The sequence below is a fragment of the Sphingomonas trueperi genome, assembly GCF_040545965.1.
Lineage (GTDB): Bacteria > Pseudomonadota > Alphaproteobacteria > Sphingomonadales > Sphingomonadaceae > Sphingomonas > Sphingomonas trueperi_C.
In genome coordinates this window covers 1-17,900 of record NZ_JBEPMV010000012.1, presented here as the reverse complement: position 1 = coordinate 17,900, position 17,900 = coordinate 1, and the positions used below count along the sequence as shown (strand labels likewise).

General features: G+C 68.3%; 16 protein-coding genes, 1 tRNA gene and 1 pseudogene. 12 read left to right on the top strand and 6 right to left on the bottom strand.

What is annotated here, in order from left to right; translation table 11 throughout:
• Positions 1-19 precede the first annotated feature (19 nt).
• Positions 20-88: a hypothetical protein gene (locus tag ABIC35_RS21535; RefSeq protein WP_354278605.1), complete on the top strand. Its 69-nt coding sequence runs from the start codon at positions 20-22 to the stop codon at positions 86-88.
• 49 nt (positions 89-137) lie between these two features.
• Here ABIC35_RS21535 and hrpB read toward each other — a convergent pair.
• Positions 138-1,670: pseudogene (hrpB, locus tag ABIC35_RS21530) on the bottom strand (ATP-dependent helicase HrpB); the annotation flags it as partial.
• Positions 1,671-1,730: 60 nt separating this feature from the next.
• Here hrpB and ABIC35_RS21525 point away from each other — a divergent pair.
• The gene (locus tag ABIC35_RS21525) at positions 1,731-1,949 is read left to right on the top strand and encodes a hypothetical protein (protein ID WP_093298457.1); all 219 of its coding nucleotides are present in this window, start codon (positions 1,731-1,733) and stop codon (positions 1,947-1,949) included.
• Between the two features lie 16 nt (positions 1,950-1,965).
• Here ABIC35_RS21525 and ABIC35_RS21520 read toward each other — a convergent pair whose 3' ends face one another.
• A complete protein-coding gene (locus ABIC35_RS21520) occupies positions 1,966-2,979 on the bottom strand; it encodes a polyprenyl synthetase family protein (RefSeq protein WP_121073087.1) in 1,014 nt (337 codons plus the stop codon).
• 82 nt (positions 2,980-3,061) lie between these two features.
• Between ABIC35_RS21520 and ABIC35_RS21515 the strand changes: the two genes are divergently transcribed.
• The 4 genes from ABIC35_RS21515 to ABIC35_RS21500 all read left to right on the top strand — a co-directional run bounded on the left by ABIC35_RS21515 (position 3,062) and on the right by ABIC35_RS21500 (position 7,331).
• Positions 3,062-3,358 (top strand): chorismate mutase, encoded by a 297-nt coding sequence (locus ABIC35_RS21515; RefSeq protein ID WP_121073086.1) that lies wholly within the window; start codon positions 3,062-3,064, stop codon positions 3,356-3,358.
• Between the two features lie 38 nt (positions 3,359-3,396).
• A complete protein-coding gene (locus tag ABIC35_RS21510) occupies positions 3,397-4,512 on the top strand; it encodes a glycosidase (RefSeq protein WP_121073085.1) in 1,116 nt (371 codons plus the stop codon).
• Positions 4,513-4,627: 115 nt separating this feature from the next.
• A complete protein-coding gene (locus ABIC35_RS21505) occupies positions 4,628-6,211 on the top strand; it encodes an alpha-amylase family glycosyl hydrolase (protein ID WP_121073084.1) in 1,584 nt (527 codons plus the stop codon).
• A gap of 112 nt (positions 6,212-6,323) precedes the next feature.
• The gene (locus ABIC35_RS21500) at positions 6,324-7,331 is read left to right on the top strand and encodes a glycosyltransferase family 4 protein (RefSeq protein ID WP_121073083.1); all 1,008 of its coding nucleotides are present in this window, start codon (positions 6,324-6,326) and stop codon (positions 7,329-7,331) included.
• Between the two features lies 1 nt (position 7,332).
• Here ABIC35_RS21500 and ABIC35_RS21495 read toward each other — a convergent pair whose 3' ends face one another.
• The 3 genes from ABIC35_RS21495 to ABIC35_RS21485 form a co-directional block, all read right to left on the bottom strand.
• On the bottom strand, positions 7,333-9,927 hold the full coding sequence (locus ABIC35_RS21495) for a PAS domain-containing protein (protein ID WP_121073082.1): 2,595 nt from the start codon (positions 9,925-9,927) through the stop codon (positions 7,333-7,335).
• On the bottom strand, positions 9,924-11,633 hold the full coding sequence (locus ABIC35_RS21490; protein WP_121073081.1) for a histidine kinase famiy protein: 1,710 nt from the start codon (positions 11,631-11,633) through the stop codon (positions 9,924-9,926). The genes ABIC35_RS21495 and ABIC35_RS21490 overlap by 4 nt, the downstream gene beginning before the upstream one ends.
• A gap of 92 nt (positions 11,634-11,725) precedes the next feature.
• The gene (locus ABIC35_RS21485) at positions 11,726-12,403 is read right to left on the bottom strand and encodes an HAD family hydrolase (RefSeq protein WP_121073078.1); all 678 of its coding nucleotides are present in this window, start codon (positions 12,401-12,403) and stop codon (positions 11,726-11,728) included.
• Between the two features lie 61 nt (positions 12,404-12,464).
• Between ABIC35_RS21485 and ABIC35_RS21480 the strand changes: the two genes are divergently transcribed.
• Genes ABIC35_RS21480 through ABIC35_RS21465 form a run of 4 tightly spaced genes read left to right on the top strand, consistent with a single transcriptional unit; the run spans position 12,465 to position 15,959 of the window.
• A complete protein-coding gene (locus tag ABIC35_RS21480) occupies positions 12,465-13,574 on the top strand; it encodes an ABC transporter permease (protein ID WP_121073076.1) in 1,110 nt (369 codons plus the stop codon).
• Positions 13,571-14,392, top strand: a complete 822-nt coding sequence (locus ABIC35_RS21475; protein WP_121073074.1) for an ABC transporter ATP-binding protein — start codon at positions 13,571-13,573, stop codon at positions 14,390-14,392. Before ABIC35_RS21480 ends, ABIC35_RS21475 begins: the two co-directional genes overlap by 4 nt.
• On the top strand, positions 14,392-15,357 hold the full coding sequence (locus tag ABIC35_RS21470) for an MlaD family protein (RefSeq protein WP_121073072.1): 966 nt from the start codon (positions 14,392-14,394) through the stop codon (positions 15,355-15,357). The genes ABIC35_RS21475 and ABIC35_RS21470 overlap by 1 nt, the downstream gene beginning before the upstream one ends.
• A gap of 8 nt (positions 15,358-15,365) precedes the next feature.
• Positions 15,366-15,959: an ABC-type transport auxiliary lipoprotein family protein gene (locus tag ABIC35_RS21465; protein ID WP_121073070.1), complete on the top strand. Its 594-nt coding sequence runs from the start codon at positions 15,366-15,368 to the stop codon at positions 15,957-15,959.
• A gap of 3 nt (positions 15,960-15,962) precedes the next feature.
• Here the strand turns inward: ABIC35_RS21465 and ABIC35_RS21460 are convergent, their stop codons facing one another.
• Positions 15,963-16,850 carry a peptidylprolyl isomerase gene (locus tag ABIC35_RS21460; protein ID WP_121073068.1) on the bottom strand — a complete coding sequence of 296 codons (888 nt, stop codon included), beginning with the start codon at positions 16,848-16,850 and terminating at the stop codon, positions 15,963-15,965.
• A 78-nt stretch (positions 16,851-16,928) separates the two neighbouring features.
• On the opposite strand from ABIC35_RS21460, the gene ABIC35_RS21455 reads away from it, so the two are divergent.
• Positions 16,929-17,019 (top strand) — tRNA-Ser (locus tag ABIC35_RS21455).
• A gap of 142 nt (positions 17,020-17,161) precedes the next feature.
• On the top strand, positions 17,162-17,725 hold the full coding sequence (locus ABIC35_RS21450) for a tyrosine-type recombinase/integrase (RefSeq protein WP_354278604.1): 564 nt from the start codon (positions 17,162-17,164) through the stop codon (positions 17,723-17,725).
• The last annotated feature ends 175 nt before the right edge of the window (positions 17,726-17,900 follow it).

Below are 17,900 nucleotides of genomic sequence, written 5' to 3'. Positions count from 1 at the left end.
AGAGCTGGTCGAGATCGACGTGCTGAACGGCGTCTGCCGCGTGGGCGGTGTCGATCGCCTCGCCGCCATCACCGCCGCGCTCGACTGACGCCCCCCCCCCCCCCCCCCCCGGGGGGGGGGGGGGGGGGGGGGGGGGGCCCCCCCCCGGCATTCGCACCGGCATCCCGCGTGGAGAGCGGGGGCCCACCCCCTAGCCCCCTCCCGCTTGCGGGAGGGGGAACCAGCTTGCTCCACCGTTCGGCAAGGCGCCGCGCATTCTCGGCGCGCTGGCCGCGTTCGCCTTTCCAGCGGCGCAGGCGCAATTCCAGGTCAGCGTCAGTGCCCCCCAGCCCGCGCTCGCCGAGCAGCACCGCGACCGCCGCCGCCGTCCGTGCCATGCCCCGCTCGCTCGCGCGCACCAGCATGTGCCCCAGCCGCGGCGGCAGCGGCAGGCGGGCGATCGCCTTGCCATGTTCGGTCGGGCGGCCATCAGCGTCGATCGCCTCCAGCGCCCCCAGCCGCGCGCGCGCCTCGGCGATCGCAGCCTCGGGCGGCGGATCGAGCCAGGCGAGCTGGCGCGGATCGGTGACGCCCCACAGCGCGCAATCCAGCATCAGCGCCGACAGATCGGCTTCCAGGATCTCCGGCGGATCGAAGCGCGGCAGCCCCGCGGTCGCCGCTTCTTCCCACAGCCGATAGGCGCTCCCCGGCCCCTGCCGCGCCGCACGCCCTGCCCGCTGCGTCACCGCCGCCTGGCTCGCCCGTTCGGTGACCAGTCGCGTCATTCCCGCCGCGCGATCGTATCGCGGCCGACGCGCCAGCCCGGAGTCGACTACCACCCGGATGCCATCGAGCGTCAGCGAGGTCTCGGCGATCGAGGTCGCCAGCACGATCTTGCGCCGCCCCTCCGGATCGGGCGCGATCGCGGCGCGCTGGGCGGCGGGCTCCAGGCTGCCGTGCAGCCGGTGGAGCACCGCGCCGCCAATGTCACCCAGCCGCTCGGCGGTCCGCTCGATCTCGGCCACGCCGGGCAGGAAGGCGAGGATGCCGCCCTCCTCTTCGCGGAGTGCCAGCCGCACCGCGCTGGCGACCGAATCCTCGATCCGCGCCTCGGCCGCGCGGCCGAGATGGCGGAGCGCCAGTGGGAAGCTGCGGCCTTCGCTCTCCACCACCGGCGCATCGCCCATCAGCCCGGAAAAGCGCGTGCCGTCGAGCGTCGCCGACATCGCGACCAGCCGCAGGTCGGGCCGCAGCGCGCCTTGCGCATCGAGCGCCAGTGCCAATCCGAAGTCGCTGTCGAGGCTGCGCTCATGGACTTCGTCGAACAGCACGGCGGAGACGCCGGCCAGCTCGGGATCGGCCTGGATGCGATTGACGAAGATGCCCTCGGTGACCACCGTCACCCGCGTCGCCGCCGAGCGCTTGCTGTCCATCCGCGTGGCATAGCCGAAGGTCTTGCCGACGCTTTCGCCCGCCAGCGCCGCCATCCGCTCCGCCGCCGCGCGCGCCGCGAGCCTGCGCGGCGAGAGAAGCAGGATTTCGCCGGTGCACCACGCCTCGCCAAGCAGCGCCGGCGCCACCGCCGTGGTCTTGCCCGCCCCCGGCGGGGCAACCAGCACCGCGTTGCTCCCCGCCCGCAGCGCATCGAGCAGCGCCGGCAAAACAGCGTGGATCGGCAGAGAGGACGTCATTCGGCTGCAACCATTCGGGACAAGCGTGGTTAGGCGGACTCACCGCCAGAGGAGCGCGACATGGCACGAATCCTTTCCCAGTTCACCATCACCCCGGACAGCGACGGCGATTACACCCTCCACCTCGAGGACGAGGACGGTGAGACCATCGAGATGACGGCGAGCTACGAGCAGCTCGACCTGATCGTCGAGGGCATCGAAGAGGTGCTCGACATGGACGAGGAAGACGCGCTCGAAGTCGACGAGGACGACGGCGAAGAGAAGTCGACCGAAGAGTGACTCCGGTCGGCGCGCGTCAGTAGGCGCGCGCCACCGCGAATTCCACGGCTTCGACCATCGCGTCCTTCGCTTCGCAGGCGCGGAAGCCGCCCAGCGCATCGATCGCGCGCTGGCCGTAATGGCGAGCACGCGCCAGCGTGTCGTCCACCGCACGGCAGCTCTGCACCAGCCGGATCGCCTCGGCGAAATCCTCGTCGGCGATGCGGCGACCGGAGATCGCTTCCTTCCAGAACCCGCGTTCCGCCTCGTTGCCGCGCGCATAGGCGAGGATCACCGGCAGCGTCATCTTGCCTTCGCGGAAATCGTCGCCGGCATCCTTGCCCATGGTCGATGCGTCCGACACGTAATCGATCGCGTCGTCGACCAGCTGGAAGGCGATGCCGAGATTGCGGCCATAGGCGTCGAGCGCCAGCTCCTCCGCCTCCGGACGCTCGGCCACCACCGCCGACACACGGCAGGCGGCGGCGAACAGCGCGGCGGTCTTGGCGCCGATGATGTCGAGATAGCGATCCTCGGACAGGTCGATCCGGCGCACCGCGGTGAGCTGGTTGACTTCGCCTTCCGCGATCACCGCGCTGGCGTTCGACAGAATGTGGAGCGCCTTGAGGCTTTCGGCTTCCACCATCAGCTCGAACGAGCGGCTGAACAGGAAGTCGCCGACCAGCACGCTCGCCGGGTTGCCCCAGATGATGTTGGCGGTGCGGCGGCCGCGACGCAGGTCCGAACTGTCGACCACGTCGTCGTGGAGCAAAGTCGCGGTGTGGATGAACTCCACGGCGGCGGCCAGCTTGTGGTGGCGCGTGCCCGAATAGCCGAGCAGCCGGGCGCTGGCGAGCGTGAGCATCGGCCGCATCCGCTTGCCGCCGCCGGCGATCAGATGGCCGGCGAGTTCGGGGATCAGCGGAATCTCGGACTGCATGCGATCGAGGATCACCGCGTTGACCAGGTTCATGTCCTGGGCGACCAGCGCCATGATCGGATCGAGCGAAGGCTGGGTTCGCGAGCCCAGGCGGTGGACGGTTGCGCTCATATGCAACGAGCCTCTGGCCTTTGTGCATTGCAAAGGCAAGAGGTGCTTGCATGGCCGTGCCGCAGCGGCAAAGGAGAATGCCATGACCGACGCGACGCTGACCCGCTATCGCCAGAGCATCGACAATATCGATGCGGCGCTCGTCTTCATGCTCGCCGAGCGGTTCAAGGTGACCCAGGCGGTGGGGCGCTACAAGGCCGAGACCGGCCTTCCGGCCGCAGATCCCGGCCGCGAGGAGGCGCAGATCGCCCGGCTGCGCGCGCTGGCGCAGGATGCCGATCTCGACCCCGAATTTTCCGAGAAATTCCTGCGTTTCATCATCGACGAGGTGATCCGGCACCACCAGCAGGCCCAGCAAGCCGGAACCGCCGGGGCCTGACTCCGTTGCTGGGCGTGAAAACCCATGGGGGCAAGCGCTTGAGCGACGATTATCTGATCTTCCGGCCCGACGATGTCGACCTGACCCGCTCGCCGCTGCGCGCGGGGGTGAACGACGCGACCTATGTCCTCGGCGCGTTCAACCCCGGCTTCGCGCGCCTGCCGAACGGCAACCTGCTGCTGATGGTGCGCGTGGCCGAGGCGCTGCGCGATCCGGTGGTGGACGGCCATGCCCGGGCGATTCGCTGGACCCCCTCGGGCTATGTGCTCGATGCGCATCCCGTGGCGGGCCTCGATATGGGCGACCCGCGCCAGTTCGCGCTCAAGGATCGCAATCCCCGGCTGCTCGGACTCACCTCTTTGTCCTGGCTGCTGCCGGTGGAGCTCGATGCCGACGCCCGCACGGTGGTGGCGGTGCATTACGACAAGGCAATCGCGCCCAGCGCCTCGTACATGGATTACGGCGTCGAGGATGCGCGGATCACGCTGATCGATGGCACCTATTGGATGACGGTGTGCGGTGTCTCGGCCGAGCGGCACTGCACCGCGATGTACCGCTCGACCGACGGGCTCGACTGGGCGCTGCTCGGGGTGGTGCTCGACCACCAGAACAAGGACATGCTGCTGTTCGAGGGGCGCATCGGCGGCTTCTTCCACGCGCTGACCCGGCCGCTGGGCGAAGTCTATTTCGCCTATCGGGACGATTCGCCGTATCTGGGCGGCCCGTCGATCAACCTTGCCCGCTCGCCCGACGGGCTGCACTGGAAGCCGCTCGACCAGCCGGGCCTCCGCGCGCGCAAGGGCTCCACCTCGAACCAGCGGATCGGCGGCGGCAGCCAGCCAGTGCTGACCGATGCCGGCTGGCTGCTGATCTATCACGGCGTCGAGAAGCGCGACGCAGTCGGCATCTATCGCAGTTTCTGGGCGCTGCTCGACCGCGACGATCCCAGCGTGATCCTGCGGCAGGAGGATGCGGTGCCGCTGCTGGAAGCCAATCCGGCCCTGACCGCGGACATCGCGCACCAGCTGTATCTGCCGACGCCGGTGGTGTTCACCACCGGGCTGGTCGATGCCGGCGAGCGGTACATCGTGGCGAGCGGTGAAGCGGACTTGGCGTGCCGGATCACGCATGTTCCGAAAGAGCGGTTCCGGTGAGCCTTCCTGCGCTCCACCGTGCCCCTGCGAACGCAGGGGTTCAGGGCCGCAAGCGACTCCCTCTCCTACCCTGGGCCCCTGCTTTCGCAGGGGCACGCGCTACAGGAAAAGGCAAATGACCGACCCCCTCTGGTGGCAGACGGGCGTGATCTACCAAGTCTATCCGCGCTCGTTCGACGACTCGAACGGCGACGGCATCGGCGATCTGGCCGGCGTGACCGCGCGGCTCGACTATCTGGTCGATCTGGGGGTGGATGCGGTGTGGCTGTCGCCGATCTTCCCCTCGCCCATGGCCGATTTCGGCTATGACGTCGCGGACTATTGCGGGATCGATCCGCGCTTCGGCACGCTCGCCGACTTCGATACGCTGCGCGACGCCGCCCATGCGCGCGGGCTGAAGCTGCTGCTCGATTTCGTGCCCAACCACAGCTCGAGCGAGCACCCCTGGTTCCTGGAGAGCAAGTCTTCGCGCACCAGCCCCAAGCGCGACTGGTATATCTGGCGCGATTCCGCTCCCGAGGGCGGCCCGCCCAACAACTGGCAGAGCTTCTTCGGCGGCAGCGCCTGGGAATGGGACGAAGCCAGTGGCCAATATTATCTCCACCAGTTCCTCAAGGAGCAGCCCGAGCTCAACTGGCGCAACCCGGATCTGCGCGCGGCGATGCTGGACGCGATGCGCTTCTGGTTCGATCGCGGCGTCGACGGTTTCCGCATCGACGTGCTGTGGCTGGCGATCAAGCATCCCGATTTCCCCGACAATCCCGCCAATCCGGACTGGCGCGACGGCATGCAGGACATCGATCGGCTGCTGCCGGTCCACTCGGCCGACCAGCCCGAGATGATGGAAATCATCGCCGCGATGCGCGACGTCGCGGAAGCCTATCCCGAGCGCGTGCTTATCGGCGAGATCTACCTGCCGATCCCGCGCCTCGTCGCTTATTATGGCGAGGGCGGCAACGGCGTGCATCTGCCCTTCAACTTCCATCTGCTCGACGCCCGCTGGGACGCCACGGCGCTGGCGCAGTTGATCGCCGACTATGAGGGCGCCCTGCCCGCCGATGGCTGGCCCAATTGGGTACTCGGCAACCACGATAAGCCGCGCGTCGCCTCTCGGGTGGGGCCGGATCAGGCGGCGGTGGCGATGATGCTGCTGCTCACGCTGCGCGGTACGCCGACGCTCTACCAAGGCGACGAGCTCGGCATGCCCAACGTGTCGATCCCGCCCGACCGGGTGCGCGATCCCCAGGCACTGCGCGAGCCCGACACCGCGTTCAACCGCGACGAGGTCCGCACGCCGATGCCGTGGGACGCGAGCGCCCATGCCGGGTTCAGCAGTGTCGAGCCCTGGCTGCCGCTCAATCCCGATTGGGCGGAGCGCAACGTGATGGCGCAGCGCGACGCGGCGGGCTCGATGCTGGCCTTCACCCGCGCGCTCCTCCAGCTGCGGCGGGCGTATCCGGCGCTTTCGGTGGGGAGCTGGCACGCGGTGTCGAGCGACGGCGCGGTGCTGGCGTACGAACGGCGGCATGGCGACGCACCCGTGCTGGTCGCGCTTAACCTGTCCGATGCGCCGCAGACCCTGGCGCTGCCGGCATGGGCCGCCGCGCTGGCGCCGGTCCTCACCACACCCGGCCACGACCTTCGTGTGGAGGGCACCACCCTTCCCCTCGCCCCCAATCAAGGCATTTTGCTCGCATGATCACCCCGTCCGTGCCCCTGCGAACGCAGGGGCCCAGAGCCACACGCGTTTCGCTCTCCAACCCTGGGCCCCTGCTTTCGCAGGGGCACGGCACTGCTTCGGGCGCCGCCGCATGAAGATCGCCATGCTCGCGCCGATCGCCTGGCGCACGCCGCCACGCCATTATGGTCCCTGGGAGCTGGTGACGAGCCTGCTCACCGAGGCGCTGGTCGCCAAGGGCGTGGACGTCACCCTGTTCGCCACGCAGGACTCCGTCACCACCGCGCGCCTCGCCGGCGTCGTGCCGCGCGGCTACGAGGAAGATCCGGCGATCGACGCAAAAGTGTGGGAATATGCCCACCAGTCGCACCTCTTCGCCCGCGCGTCCGAGTTCGACCTTATCCACAACCAGGCCGATTTCCCCGCCCATGCCTATGCCCCGCTGATCGACACGCCGATGGTGACGACGATCCACGGCTTTTCCTCCGAACGCATCCTGCCGATGTACAAGCCGTTTGAGGAGCGGGTGCATTATGTCGCGATCTCGGATACCGATCGGCACCCGGCGCTGCGCTATGCCGCGACGATCCATCACGGCATCCGGCTCGACGAATTCGCCTTCGACGCGACCGGCAGCGACGACCTGCTGTTCTTCGGCCGCATGCACCCGGACAAGGGCGCAGCCGAGGCGATCGCCGTCGCCCAGGCGACCGGCCGCCGGCTGAACCTCTACGGCATCGTCCAGGACCAGGGCTATTTTGAGCGCGAGGTCCAGCCGCACCTCAATGACCGCATCGTCTATCACGGCCCGGTCGGCGGCGAGGACCGCATCCGCGCGCTGGGGAACGCCCGCGCCCTCCTCCACCTCATCAACTTCGACGAGCCCTTCGGCCTGTCGGTGATCGAGGCGATGGCGTGCGGTACCCCGGTGATCGCGGTCCGCCGTGGCTCGATGCCCGAGCTGATCGACGACGGCGAGACCGGGCTGCTCGTCGCCACGGCCGACGAAGCGGTGGCGGCGGTCGAGCGGGTCGGATCGATCGATCGCGCCGCCTGCCGCCGCGCGATCGAAGCGCGCTTCTCAGTGGAGGCGATGGCGGACGCCTATATCGCGCTCTATCGCCGCATTCTGGGGCGGTAGCTCAGCGCACGCCGAGCAGGGTCAGCGCGCGGGCGAGGTCGGCTTGGCGGAAGGGCTTGGGGAGATGCGCGAAGTCGCGCCCCAGCCCTTCGACATCGGCATAGCCCGAGACGATCAGCGTCGGCAGCGTGCCCAGCCGCGCCTGCACTTCGCGGGCGAGATCGGTGCCGGTCATCCCCGGCATCAGATGGTCGGTAACGAGCAGGTCGGGTGTCAGTCCCTTGTCGAGCATCGCCAGCGCCGCCTCGGCGGAGTCAGCCAGCTGCACCTGATAGCCGAGCGCGCGCAGCATCTCCGCCGCGGTGCTGCGCACGATGTCCTCGTCGTCCACCAGCAGCACCATGCCCGCGCCGTCGTGCGGCTCATGACGCTGCGGCGCTTCTAGTCCCGCAAGCGCCTCGGCACTGACCGGCAGCCACAGCTCGACTTCGGTGCCTTCGCCCACACGGCTCGACAGCCCCATGGTCCCGCCGAGCTGGCTCGCCAGTCCGTGGACCATCGACAGGCCGAGCCCGGTGCCGCGCCCGACGCCCTTGGTGGAGAAGAAGGGCTCGATCGCCCGCGCGAGCGTGGCGGCGTCCATCCCCGATCCGGTATCGCGCACCGCCAGCCGCACATAGCGCCCCGCGGCGAGCGGCGTCGGCGCATCGCCCGCTTCGCCCAGACCCAGCCGTACTTCGAGCGCGCCGCCCTCGGGCATCGCATCGCGCGCGTTCACCGCGAGGTTGAGCAGCGCCATCTCCAGCTGGTTGGCGTCGGCATGGGCCGGCGGCAGCACTTCCGGCTTGGTGACCGACAGCGCGATCTTCGGGCCGAGCGTGCTGGCGAGCAGCGGCACCATGCCCTCGACCAGCGCCGCCATATCCACCGGCGCGGGCTGGAGCGGCTGGCGGCGGGCGAAGGCGAGCAGCCGCTGTACCAGCGTGCTCGCCCGCTCGGCCGAGCGCATCGCGCCGTCGAGCAGCCGGTGCAGCACGGGATCGTCGCCGCGCTTGCGCAGGATCAGGTCGAGGCTGCCGATGATCGGGGTGAGCAGGTTGTTGAAGTCGTGCGCGACGCCGCCGGTTAGCTGCCCCATCGCCTCCATCTTCTGGCTCTGGCGCAGCGCCGCCTCGGTCTCGTGCAGCGCGGCGGTGCGTTCCTCGACGCGGCGTTCGAGCGTCTCGTTGGCGGCGCGGACGTCGGCGATCAGGCCGGCATTGTCGATCGCGACGGCGGCCTGGGCGGCGAGGCTACGCGCCAGTTCCTCATGCCGCGCCGTGAACCGGCCGGGCAGCGGATGGCCGAACAGCAGCCCGCCCAGCACCGAGCGATCGCGCGAGACCACCGGCACCGCCAGATAGCTGGTGACCACCGGATGCCCCGGCGGCATGCCGTGATGCGGCGCGTTGCGGCCATAGTCCGCTTCGCGGGTCACGTCGTCGGAGCGCATCACCACATTGTGGAAGATCGGCTTGAAGACGGCCGTCGCGCGCGGCCGGCCGAGCGATTCGAAGCGCGCGCGATCCTCGCCGGAGAGCGTGAACAGGTGGAGCCGCTCGCCGCTCTCGTCCATCACATTGTGGAAGAAGGCGCCGACGGTCGCGCCGGTCAGTTCCACCCCGGCATCGGTGAGCATCTGTACCAGCCGTTCGAGGTCATGCTCGGCCGACAGCGCAGCGCCGACGCGGTTGAGCGTCTCCAGCGCAGCCTGCGCGCGACGTTCCTCGGTCACGTCCTCGCACGAGATCGCGATCTGGTGGACCTTGCCGTCCCAGTCATAGATCGGCACCCAGTTCTGGCGCCAGCTGGAGTTTCCGTCGGGCCGCCCGCGCGTGGGGCCGGTAATCTCGATGCCGAGCAGCGGCTCGCCGCCCAGCACCCGGAGCAGCGCTGCCACCACCTGGTCGCTGAGTTCTGGGACGATCTCGCTGACGTGGCGGCCGATATGGTCGGCGACCGGCAGGCCGTTCCATTCGGCGAGCTGGCGATTAATCCGCAGATAGCGCAGATCGGTATCGAGCACCGCCAGCCCCACTGGCGAGTTGTCGTACATTACCGCAAGCTCGTCGGCCTGCTCGCGGGCGACCCCCTCGCTTGCCCGCAATGCCGCCTCGCTCTCGCGCAGCCGGCGATCGGCCTTCACCCGTTCGGTCGTCTCCGAGACGACCGACATCACCCCGCCGACCGAGCCGTCTTCGTCGCGCACCGGCGAGAGCGAGATGTCGAAATAGACGATTTCGCCGAAGCCATAGCGTTCGGTGTAGAAGCGGCGGTCGCGCGCCGACAGCGTCTTGCCGGTCGCGCGGACATGGTCGAGCATCGGCCCCAGCTCGTCCCAGGTCTCGGCCCAATAGGGCTGCGCCGGGTTGCCGAGCGCCTCCGGATGCTTGTTGCCGATCGTCTGGGCGTAGGCGGGATTGTAGAGCGCGACATAGTTCGGCCCCCAGAAGATCGCGATCTGGGCGTGCGACGGGAGCATCAGCGCCAGCGCGTCGCGCAGGCTGCGCGGCCAGGTCTCGGGCGGGCCGAGCGGCGACGTCGACCAGTCCCGCGCCGCGATCAGCCGATCGAGCGGTGTGGCGCCGGGGGCGTCGAGGCCCGCCGGCGGGTTCATCCCTCGGCCGGCACGATCGGATTGACGTCGCGCCGCGCGCCGGGCGTACGCCGGTCGAGCGCGGCGCGGATGCGGTCTGCAAGCTGCTCGCGGCGATAGGGCTTGCCGATTACGTCGAGGTTGGAGCCGCGCGGAATGTCGGCGACCAGATCCTCGTTATAGCCGGTGGTCATCAGCACCGGCGTGTCCGGGTGGGTGGCGCGGAACTGCTCGACCAGCTCGAGCCCGCTCATGCCGCCGGGCATGACAATGTCGGTGAACAGCAGGTCGATCGTCTCGGTCTTGAGCCGGTCCAGCGCCTCTTCGCCGCTCGATGCGAGCACGACGCGGTAGCCGAGCGCGGCGATCTGCTCCTGCGCCAGCGCACGGACATCGTCGCTGTCCTCGACCAGCAAAATCGTCTCGCTGCCGCCGCTTGCGCCTTGGCCGGTCGCCTGTTTCGGCGCAGGCGCGGCGGGCGCGGTCCCGGTCGTGGCATTGGCAACGGGGAACAGCATGCGGATCTCGGTCCCCTCGCCGGGCGTGCTGTCGATCTCCAGACGCCCCAGCGATTGCTGGACGAAACCATGGACCATCGCAAGCCCCAGCCCGGTGCCGCGCTCGGCGCCCTTGGTGGTGAAGAAGGGCTCGGTCGCGCGGCGGCGGACATGGTCGGGCATGCCCTCGCCCTCGTCGCGGATGGTGAGGACGACATAATCGCCCTCGGGCAGCTGGTGCATCGGCGCATCGCCGTTGAGCTTCCACAAACGGGTGCCGATCGTCACGGTGCCGCCCTTGGGCATGGCGTCGCGCGCGTTGAGCAGCACGTTGAGGATCGCCATTTCGAGGTGGGTGGGATCGATGTGTACCGCCGGCAGCCGCCGTTCGAGCGCGGTGACCAGCCGGATCTGCGCGCCGACCGTGTTGTCGAGCAGGTCGCCGAACTCGTGGATCAGCTGGTTCATGTCGACAGTCTTGGGCTCGAGCCGGGTCTTGCGCGCGAAGGCAAGCAGCTGGCGGGTGAGCTTCGATCCGCGATCGGCGGCGCGCGCTGCGTTGGTCAGCAGCCGCTGATGCCGCTCATCTTCCACCTGGCTGGCGACGATGTCAACGTTTCCGGACACCACTTGCAGCAGGTTGTTGAAATCATGCGCCAGACCGGCGGTGAGCTGGCCGATCGCCTCCATCTTCTGCGCCTGGCGGAAGGACTGTTCGGATTCGCGCCGTCGCGTCACGTCGAGCTGGCTGGCGAAGAAATAGAGCAGCTCGCCATCGGGCCCGAGGACCGGGGCGATGAACACCGCGTTCCAGAACGAGCTGCCATCACGACGATAGTTGATCAGCTCCAGCGCGATCGCTTCCTTGGCGTCGATCGCGGCGCGCAGCTCGGCAACGGCGTCGCGATCGGTCTCGGCGCCCTGGAGGAAGCGGCAGTTGCGGCCGAGGATCTCGTGTTCCTCATAGCCGGTGAGGTCGAGGAACGCCTTGTTGGCGAAGACGATCGGGTTGTCCGGCTGGTTCGGATCGGTGAGCGTCATCGGCATCCGCGTCATCTGCAGCGCGGCGAAGAACACCGTGCTGCGATCGCCCAGGCCGGGCGTGCCGATGATCGCGCGCTTCCAATGGTGCGTCGGATGGTTGCCCGTCGGGCTGTAGGAGGTCGAGTCGTTCAGATCGCCAGCCGATTCTCCGGTCGCGGCGGGCTTATGCTCGTCGTCATTCTGCACGCGTCTAGCTTCCTCGTGATCACAGCAACCCGCCAGACAAATGCGCGAAACGCCGTTTCGGTTGCGAACCTTTTGGAAGCGTTAGGAAAAACTTAACCGTGACGCCAGTCCAGTTGCGACCAGCCGCGCGCTGCCGCCAGCTTCGCCAGCGGGCCGTGTGCGTTGACCGCAAACGCCTCGTCCGCCCAGCCGAGCAGCGGCGCGTCAGAGACGTGATCGGAATAGGCGCGGACGTAACAGTTAGCCCGGTGCAAGCTCTCCGCCGCCAACCAATTTTCGATCATATGGAGCTTTACGGGACCGTAACAGTTCTCGCCCTCGAGTTCGGAGAGAATATGCCCCTGCCCGTCCCGTTTCGCATTGGTGGCGATCACGTCGTCGAAGCCCAGCTTCTTGCCGATTGCCTCGGCATAATAGCGATGCGAAGCCGTTGCCATCACCAGCCGATAGCCGGCGGCGCGATCGGCTTCGATCTGCGCGCGGGCGCCCTGCAGCACGCCCTTTTGCAGCTCCAGATCGGCGAAGGCCTCGGCAACCGCGGTCATTTCGGCGGGGGGCAGCGCCCGGCCGAGCAGCAGCCGGTGCGACAGGCGCTTGAGCCCCGCGCGATCGATCCGGCGGGCGAGAAAGGCCAGGCCGCCCAGCCCCACCACCGGGAACAGCCCCAGCCGCCACGGTGCGCGGGTGCGCGCGACGTGCAGCAGGAACCGCGTCCAGGTCGGTTTCGCGGTGATGGTCTTGTCCATGTCGTAGATGGCGAGGCGTTGCATTGCGCTCTCTAGCCACGGAGGAACTTGCCGTTCCAGCAAGAATCGCGGAAAGGGGGTTTCGATGAGGGCACCCGCCGACTTTGAACGGTCCGACGACAACGGCGAGGCGGTGCTCCGCTTCTCCGGTAATCTTTCGCTTGCCTGCCTGGGCGACCTGCCCGCGCGGCTGGAAACGGTGGAGGGCGACGTCGCCCGGCTCGACCTGCGCGAGGTCGGCCGGATGGACACGGTCGGTGCCTGGGTGGTCCACCGTTTCGCGCGCGATCGGGGCGCCACGATCGAGGGCCTCGGCGCCGACGAGCAGCATCTGCTGGAGCAGGTGATCGCCGCCGAACATCCGATCCAGCTGCCGCCGCCGCCGCCCGGATCCGTCACCCGTGCGCTTGACGAGATCGGCAAGGCGGTGATCAATTCGGGCAAGACCCTGTACGGCCTGCTCGGCTTCATGGGCGCGACGGTGCTCGCCTTGTGGCACGTCATCACCCATCCGCGCCGCTTCCGCTTCAACGCGACGGTGCAGCGCTTCGAAGTGGTCGGCGTCGGCGCGCTTGGCATCATCGCGCTGATGAGCTTCCTGATCGGCATCGTCATCGCCCAGCAGGGATCGGTGCAGCTGCGCCAGTTCGGCGCGGAGATCTACACGATCAACCTGCTCGGGCGACTGACGCTGCGCGAGCTCGGCATCCTGATGACCGCGATTATGATCGCCGGCCGGTCGGGATCCGCCTTCGCCGCACAGATCGGCACGATGAAGCTGACCGAAGAGATCGACGCCATGCGCACGATCGGCGTCTCGCCGATGGAGGCGCTGGTGCTGCCGCGTGTGTTGGCGGTGGTGTTCATGCTGCCACTGCTCGGCTTCTATTCCTCGATCATCTCGATCCTCGGCGGCGGGCTGCTCTGCTGGGTGGATCTGGGCATCACGCCCGTCACCTTCATCTCGCGCATCCGCGAAGTGGTGCCGCTCACCGATCTTTGGGTAGGGCTCGTCAAGGCACCCGTCTTCGGCGCGATCATTGCGATGGCTGGCTGCTTCCACGGCATGCAGGTGGAAGGCGATGCCGAGCAGGTCGGCCAGCGCACCACCACCGCGGTGGTGCAGGCGATCTTCCTGGTGATCGTGCTCGACGCCTTCTTCGCGGTGTTCTTCACCAATGTGGGCTGGACATGACCGACGCTGCACGCGGTGACGACCGCGACATCCTCATCCGCGTCCGCGGCCTGCGCAACGGCTTCGGCGAGCAGATCGTGCATGATGGTCTCGACCTGGACGTGCGTCGGGGCGAGATTCTCGGCGTGGTCGGCGGGTCGGGTACCGGCAAGTCGGTGCTGATGCGCTCGATCATCGGGCTGCAGACCCCGATGGACGGCACGGTGGAGGTGTTCGGCGAGAACACGATCGGTCGCGAGGAAACCGAAGCGACCAACATCCGCAAGCGCTGGGGTATCCTGTTCCAGGGCGGCGCGTTGTTCTCGACGCTGACCGTCTCCGAGAACGTCCAGGTGCCGCTCAAGGAATTCTATCCCGGGATTGACCAGGCGCTGCTCGAGGAAATCGCCGCCTACAAGGTGGTGATGACCGGCCTGCCGCCCGAGGCGGGCCCCAAATATCCCGCCGAGCTTTCGGGCGGCATGAAGAAGCGCGCCGGCCTGGCGCGCGCGCTGGCGCTCGATCCGGAGCTGCTGTTCCTCGACGAGCCCACCGCCGGCCTCGATCCGATCGGCGCCGCGGCATTCGATGAACTGACCGCGTCGCTGTCCAAGACGCTGGGGCTCACCGTGTTCCTGATCACCCACGATCTGGATACGCTCTACGCGATCTGCGACCGCGTCGCGGTGCTGGCGGACAAGCGGGTGATCGCGGTCGGCACGATTCCGGAGCTGCTGGCGTTGGACCATCCGTGGATCCAGGAATATTTCAACGGACCGCGCGGGCGCGCCGCGGTCGCGGGCCCGAACCGGCCGGTGCATGAGGATAAGAGGGGCTGATGGAAACGCGTTCCAATCATGTGCTGGTCGGCGCGGTGGTGCTGATCCTGCTGGCAGTGCTCGCACTGTTCATCGTCTGGCTGTCGCGGCTGGGCGGCGGCGACGAGCGCCAGTATGACATCTTCTTCAAGCAGTCGGTCGACGGCCTCAGCCGCGGTTCGTCGGTGAGCTTTTCGGGCGTGCCCGCGGGCACGGTGAAGGACATCCAATTCTGGCGTCCGGACCCCAGCCTGGTGCGCGTGCGCATCAGCGTGCAGCCCGACGTGCCGATTCTCGAAGGCACCAACGCGACGATCCAGGGCAGCTTCACCGGCCCCAGCACCGTGCAGCTGGACGGCGCGGTGAAGGGCCAGCCGCCGATCGAATGCCCCAAGGACAATCCGCGCGCCACCTGCCCGCTGGGCGTGCCGGTGATCCCGACCAAGGCGGGCGGCCTCGGCGCGCTGCTCAGCTCGGCGCCGAAGCTGCTCGAGCGGCTGACCACGCTCACCGAGCGCGTCTCCGACCTGCTCGACGAGAAGAACCAGGCCTCGATCTCGGGCATCCTCGCCAACACCAACCGGCTGACCAAGTCGCTGGCGGATCGCGGCCCTGAAATCGCCGCGACCCTGGCCGAGACGCGGATCGCGATCCAGCAGGCCGGCGCCGCCGCGCAGCAGATCGGCGAACTGGCCGGCACGACCAACGGCCTGGTCAACAGCGACATCAAGCCGACGATCGCCAACCTGAACGCGACCATCACCTCGGCGCGCAGGAGCGTCGAGACGCTGGACGCGACGATCGGCGATGCCCGGCCGGGGATCCAGGCCTTCTCGAACAAGACCATGCCCGAGGTCGGCCAGCTCGTGCAGGATCTGCGCGAAATGTCGCTCGCGCTCACCAATGTCGCGCACAAGCTCGATCAGGGCGGAGCCTCCAGCCTGATCGGCGCGCCTGCGCTGCCCACCTACAAGCCGAAGAAGTGAGGTTCCGGATGAACAAGTCCGCCATCGCCGCGCTGCTCGCCGCCGCGTCGCTTTCCGGCTGCATCTCGTTCGCGGCCAAGCCGCCCGCCTCGCTGCTGACGCTGCAGCCGGCGGCGGTGCTGCCGGCGGGCGAGGTCCAGCAATCGGGCACGGTCAAGGCCGTGACGATCGGCCCGGTCAACGCGCCGCAGGAACTGGCGACCACTCGCGTGCCGGTCCATTCGGGCCCGGGCGGCACCACGATCGCCTATGTGAAGGACGCGCAGTGGGTCGAAGGGCCCGCCAGCCTGTTCGGCCGGCTGCTCGCCGACACCATCGCCGCGCGCACCGGCCGCATCGTGCTCAGCCGCCGCCAGTCGCTGAGCACCCCCAGCGCCAGCCTGGGCGGCGACGTGCGCAGCTTCGGCGTCGATGCGGGCAAGATGGAAGCGGTGGTGGTGTTCGACGCGTCGCTCGGCCGCGAAGGCACCCAGAGCTTCGAGCGCCGCCGCTTCGAGGCGCATGTGCCGATCACCGCGGTGACCACCGCCGCGATCGGCCCGGCGCTCAATCAGGCGGCAAACCAGGTCGCCGACCAGATTGCCGACTGGGTCGGCAAATAAGGCTCAGGGCCGGCGGCGGACCGCTGCCGGCAGGTCGCAGACGTTGAGCCCTGTCGCCACGGTCGGCGGGGCAGGGTTCTCGCGCAGCGCCAGCATCGCCGCGTAGCGCGGGTTGTCGGCCGCGCGGACCTGGAAGTGCGGCCGCTCGTCGGGCGGCAGCTGGCTGGCGAGCCGCACCCAGGCGATGCCGGTCCGCTCGGCTGCGGTCGCATAGACGCCCATCGCCGCATCGCTGCGCGGCAGCGCCGAGAGATACTGCATCCCCTCGATGATCCGCCCGACTACCGTATAGTTGCGGTCGAGCCGCCGCGCCGACTGGCCGATCGGAGTGAACAGCTCCGACCCGCTGCCGGTATCGGGCAGCTGGTCGCGCGCGACGCCGACCATGCCGTAGCAATGGGTGAGCCATGCTGCCTTGCCGTCTGTGGCGATCGGCCAGCCATCGGCGGTGACGCCGGTCGCGGTCGCGTAGGAATCGGGCTTGGCGAGGCGCTGGGCGGGCGTGAAAGCGCCGATCTCGAACTCGGCCGGTGGGCGGGTGAGGAGCTCGGGCGGCAGCGGCTTCTTCTCGGTGGGATCGCCCCATTGCGCGACCCAGTTCTCCTGGACGCGGTAGACGCTCTCCCCGTCCCACCAGCGTGCCGCGGCGAGCTTGCGAATGTTGCTGACATGCGCGGGCGCGAACCGCGCGGCAAGGCGGATCGCGACCTGTTTGCCGCTGGCGAGCTGGATCAGCAGGATCTCGTCATCGGGAAGGTCGCGCCAATCCTCGGGCGCCGGCTCGGCCGCTGAGGGCGCGGGGCGCGGGGCCGCGGCGGTCTGCGGGGCATTCTGGGCGGCGAGCGGCGCGGCGGCGAGGGTCGCGGCGAGGACGAGCAGGGTTTTTGCCATGGGGGAAGCTTGGCACGCCAACGGACGCTTGCCTAGCCGCTCAAGGAACGGTAGGGCCGCGCCTTCCAGGTATCCTGCGGAGCGGTGGCCGAGTGGTCGAAGGCGCTCGCCTGGAAAGTGAGTATACGGCAAAACCGTATCGAGGGTTCGAATCCCTCCCGCTCCGCCACCTGCGCCCTTTTTGGGCCTCCCCAAAATCCCTTTTAGACTGCTAGAAGCCGCATAAATCAGCGGGTTTGTCGTTCCGCTGCGTTTCACTCAATCAGACACGATCTCACGCGACGTGTGGGGAAGAATGAGGTGGAGGTGGGATAGGAAAGCTCACTGCGCTCAAGATCCGATCGTTCACCGAGCCCGGTCGCCATTCCGATGGGGATGGTCTGTTTCTCGAAATCAATGGCAAGGGAGCGGTTAGCTGGATCCTCCGGGTGCAGAATAATGGGAAGCGGCAGGATATCGGATTGGGCTCCTCAAAGGTCGTGTCTCTCAAAGAGGCTCAGGACGCCGCCTTCGCTACTCGCCAGAAGATCGCACGGGGCATCGACCCTGTCGCCGAACGGAAGCAGGAGCGGCAAGTCATCTCAACGTTCCGCAGGGCTGCCGAAATGGTCCACGAGGAGCACGAGAAGGCGTGGAAGAACGGTAAGCATCAGAACCAGTGGGTCGCAACGCTGAAGACCTACGCCTGCCCCAAGATGGGCGACCGGTTGGTCACCGAGATCGAGGGGCCGCTGATCCGGGATGTGCTGGCGCCGATCTGGCTGACTAAGCCGACGACGGCGCGCTGCGTCCGGCAACGCATCGGCCCGGTTCTCGACTGGTCCTATGCACGCGGGTTCCGCGCAACCGAAGCACCGATGCGTTCGCTATTCTAGGGGCTGCTTCGCCAGCCCAAGAAGGACAACCATTTCGCGACTCTGCCTTATGCTTACGTGCCGGGAACAGGATCGTTTTGAGCTAGAGCATCTTCACGATGGGCGGAATCGCGAGGGATTCCCTTTTCGGTGGTCGTGTGATTCATAGGCGTCCGTCACGACGGAGGCGGCAATG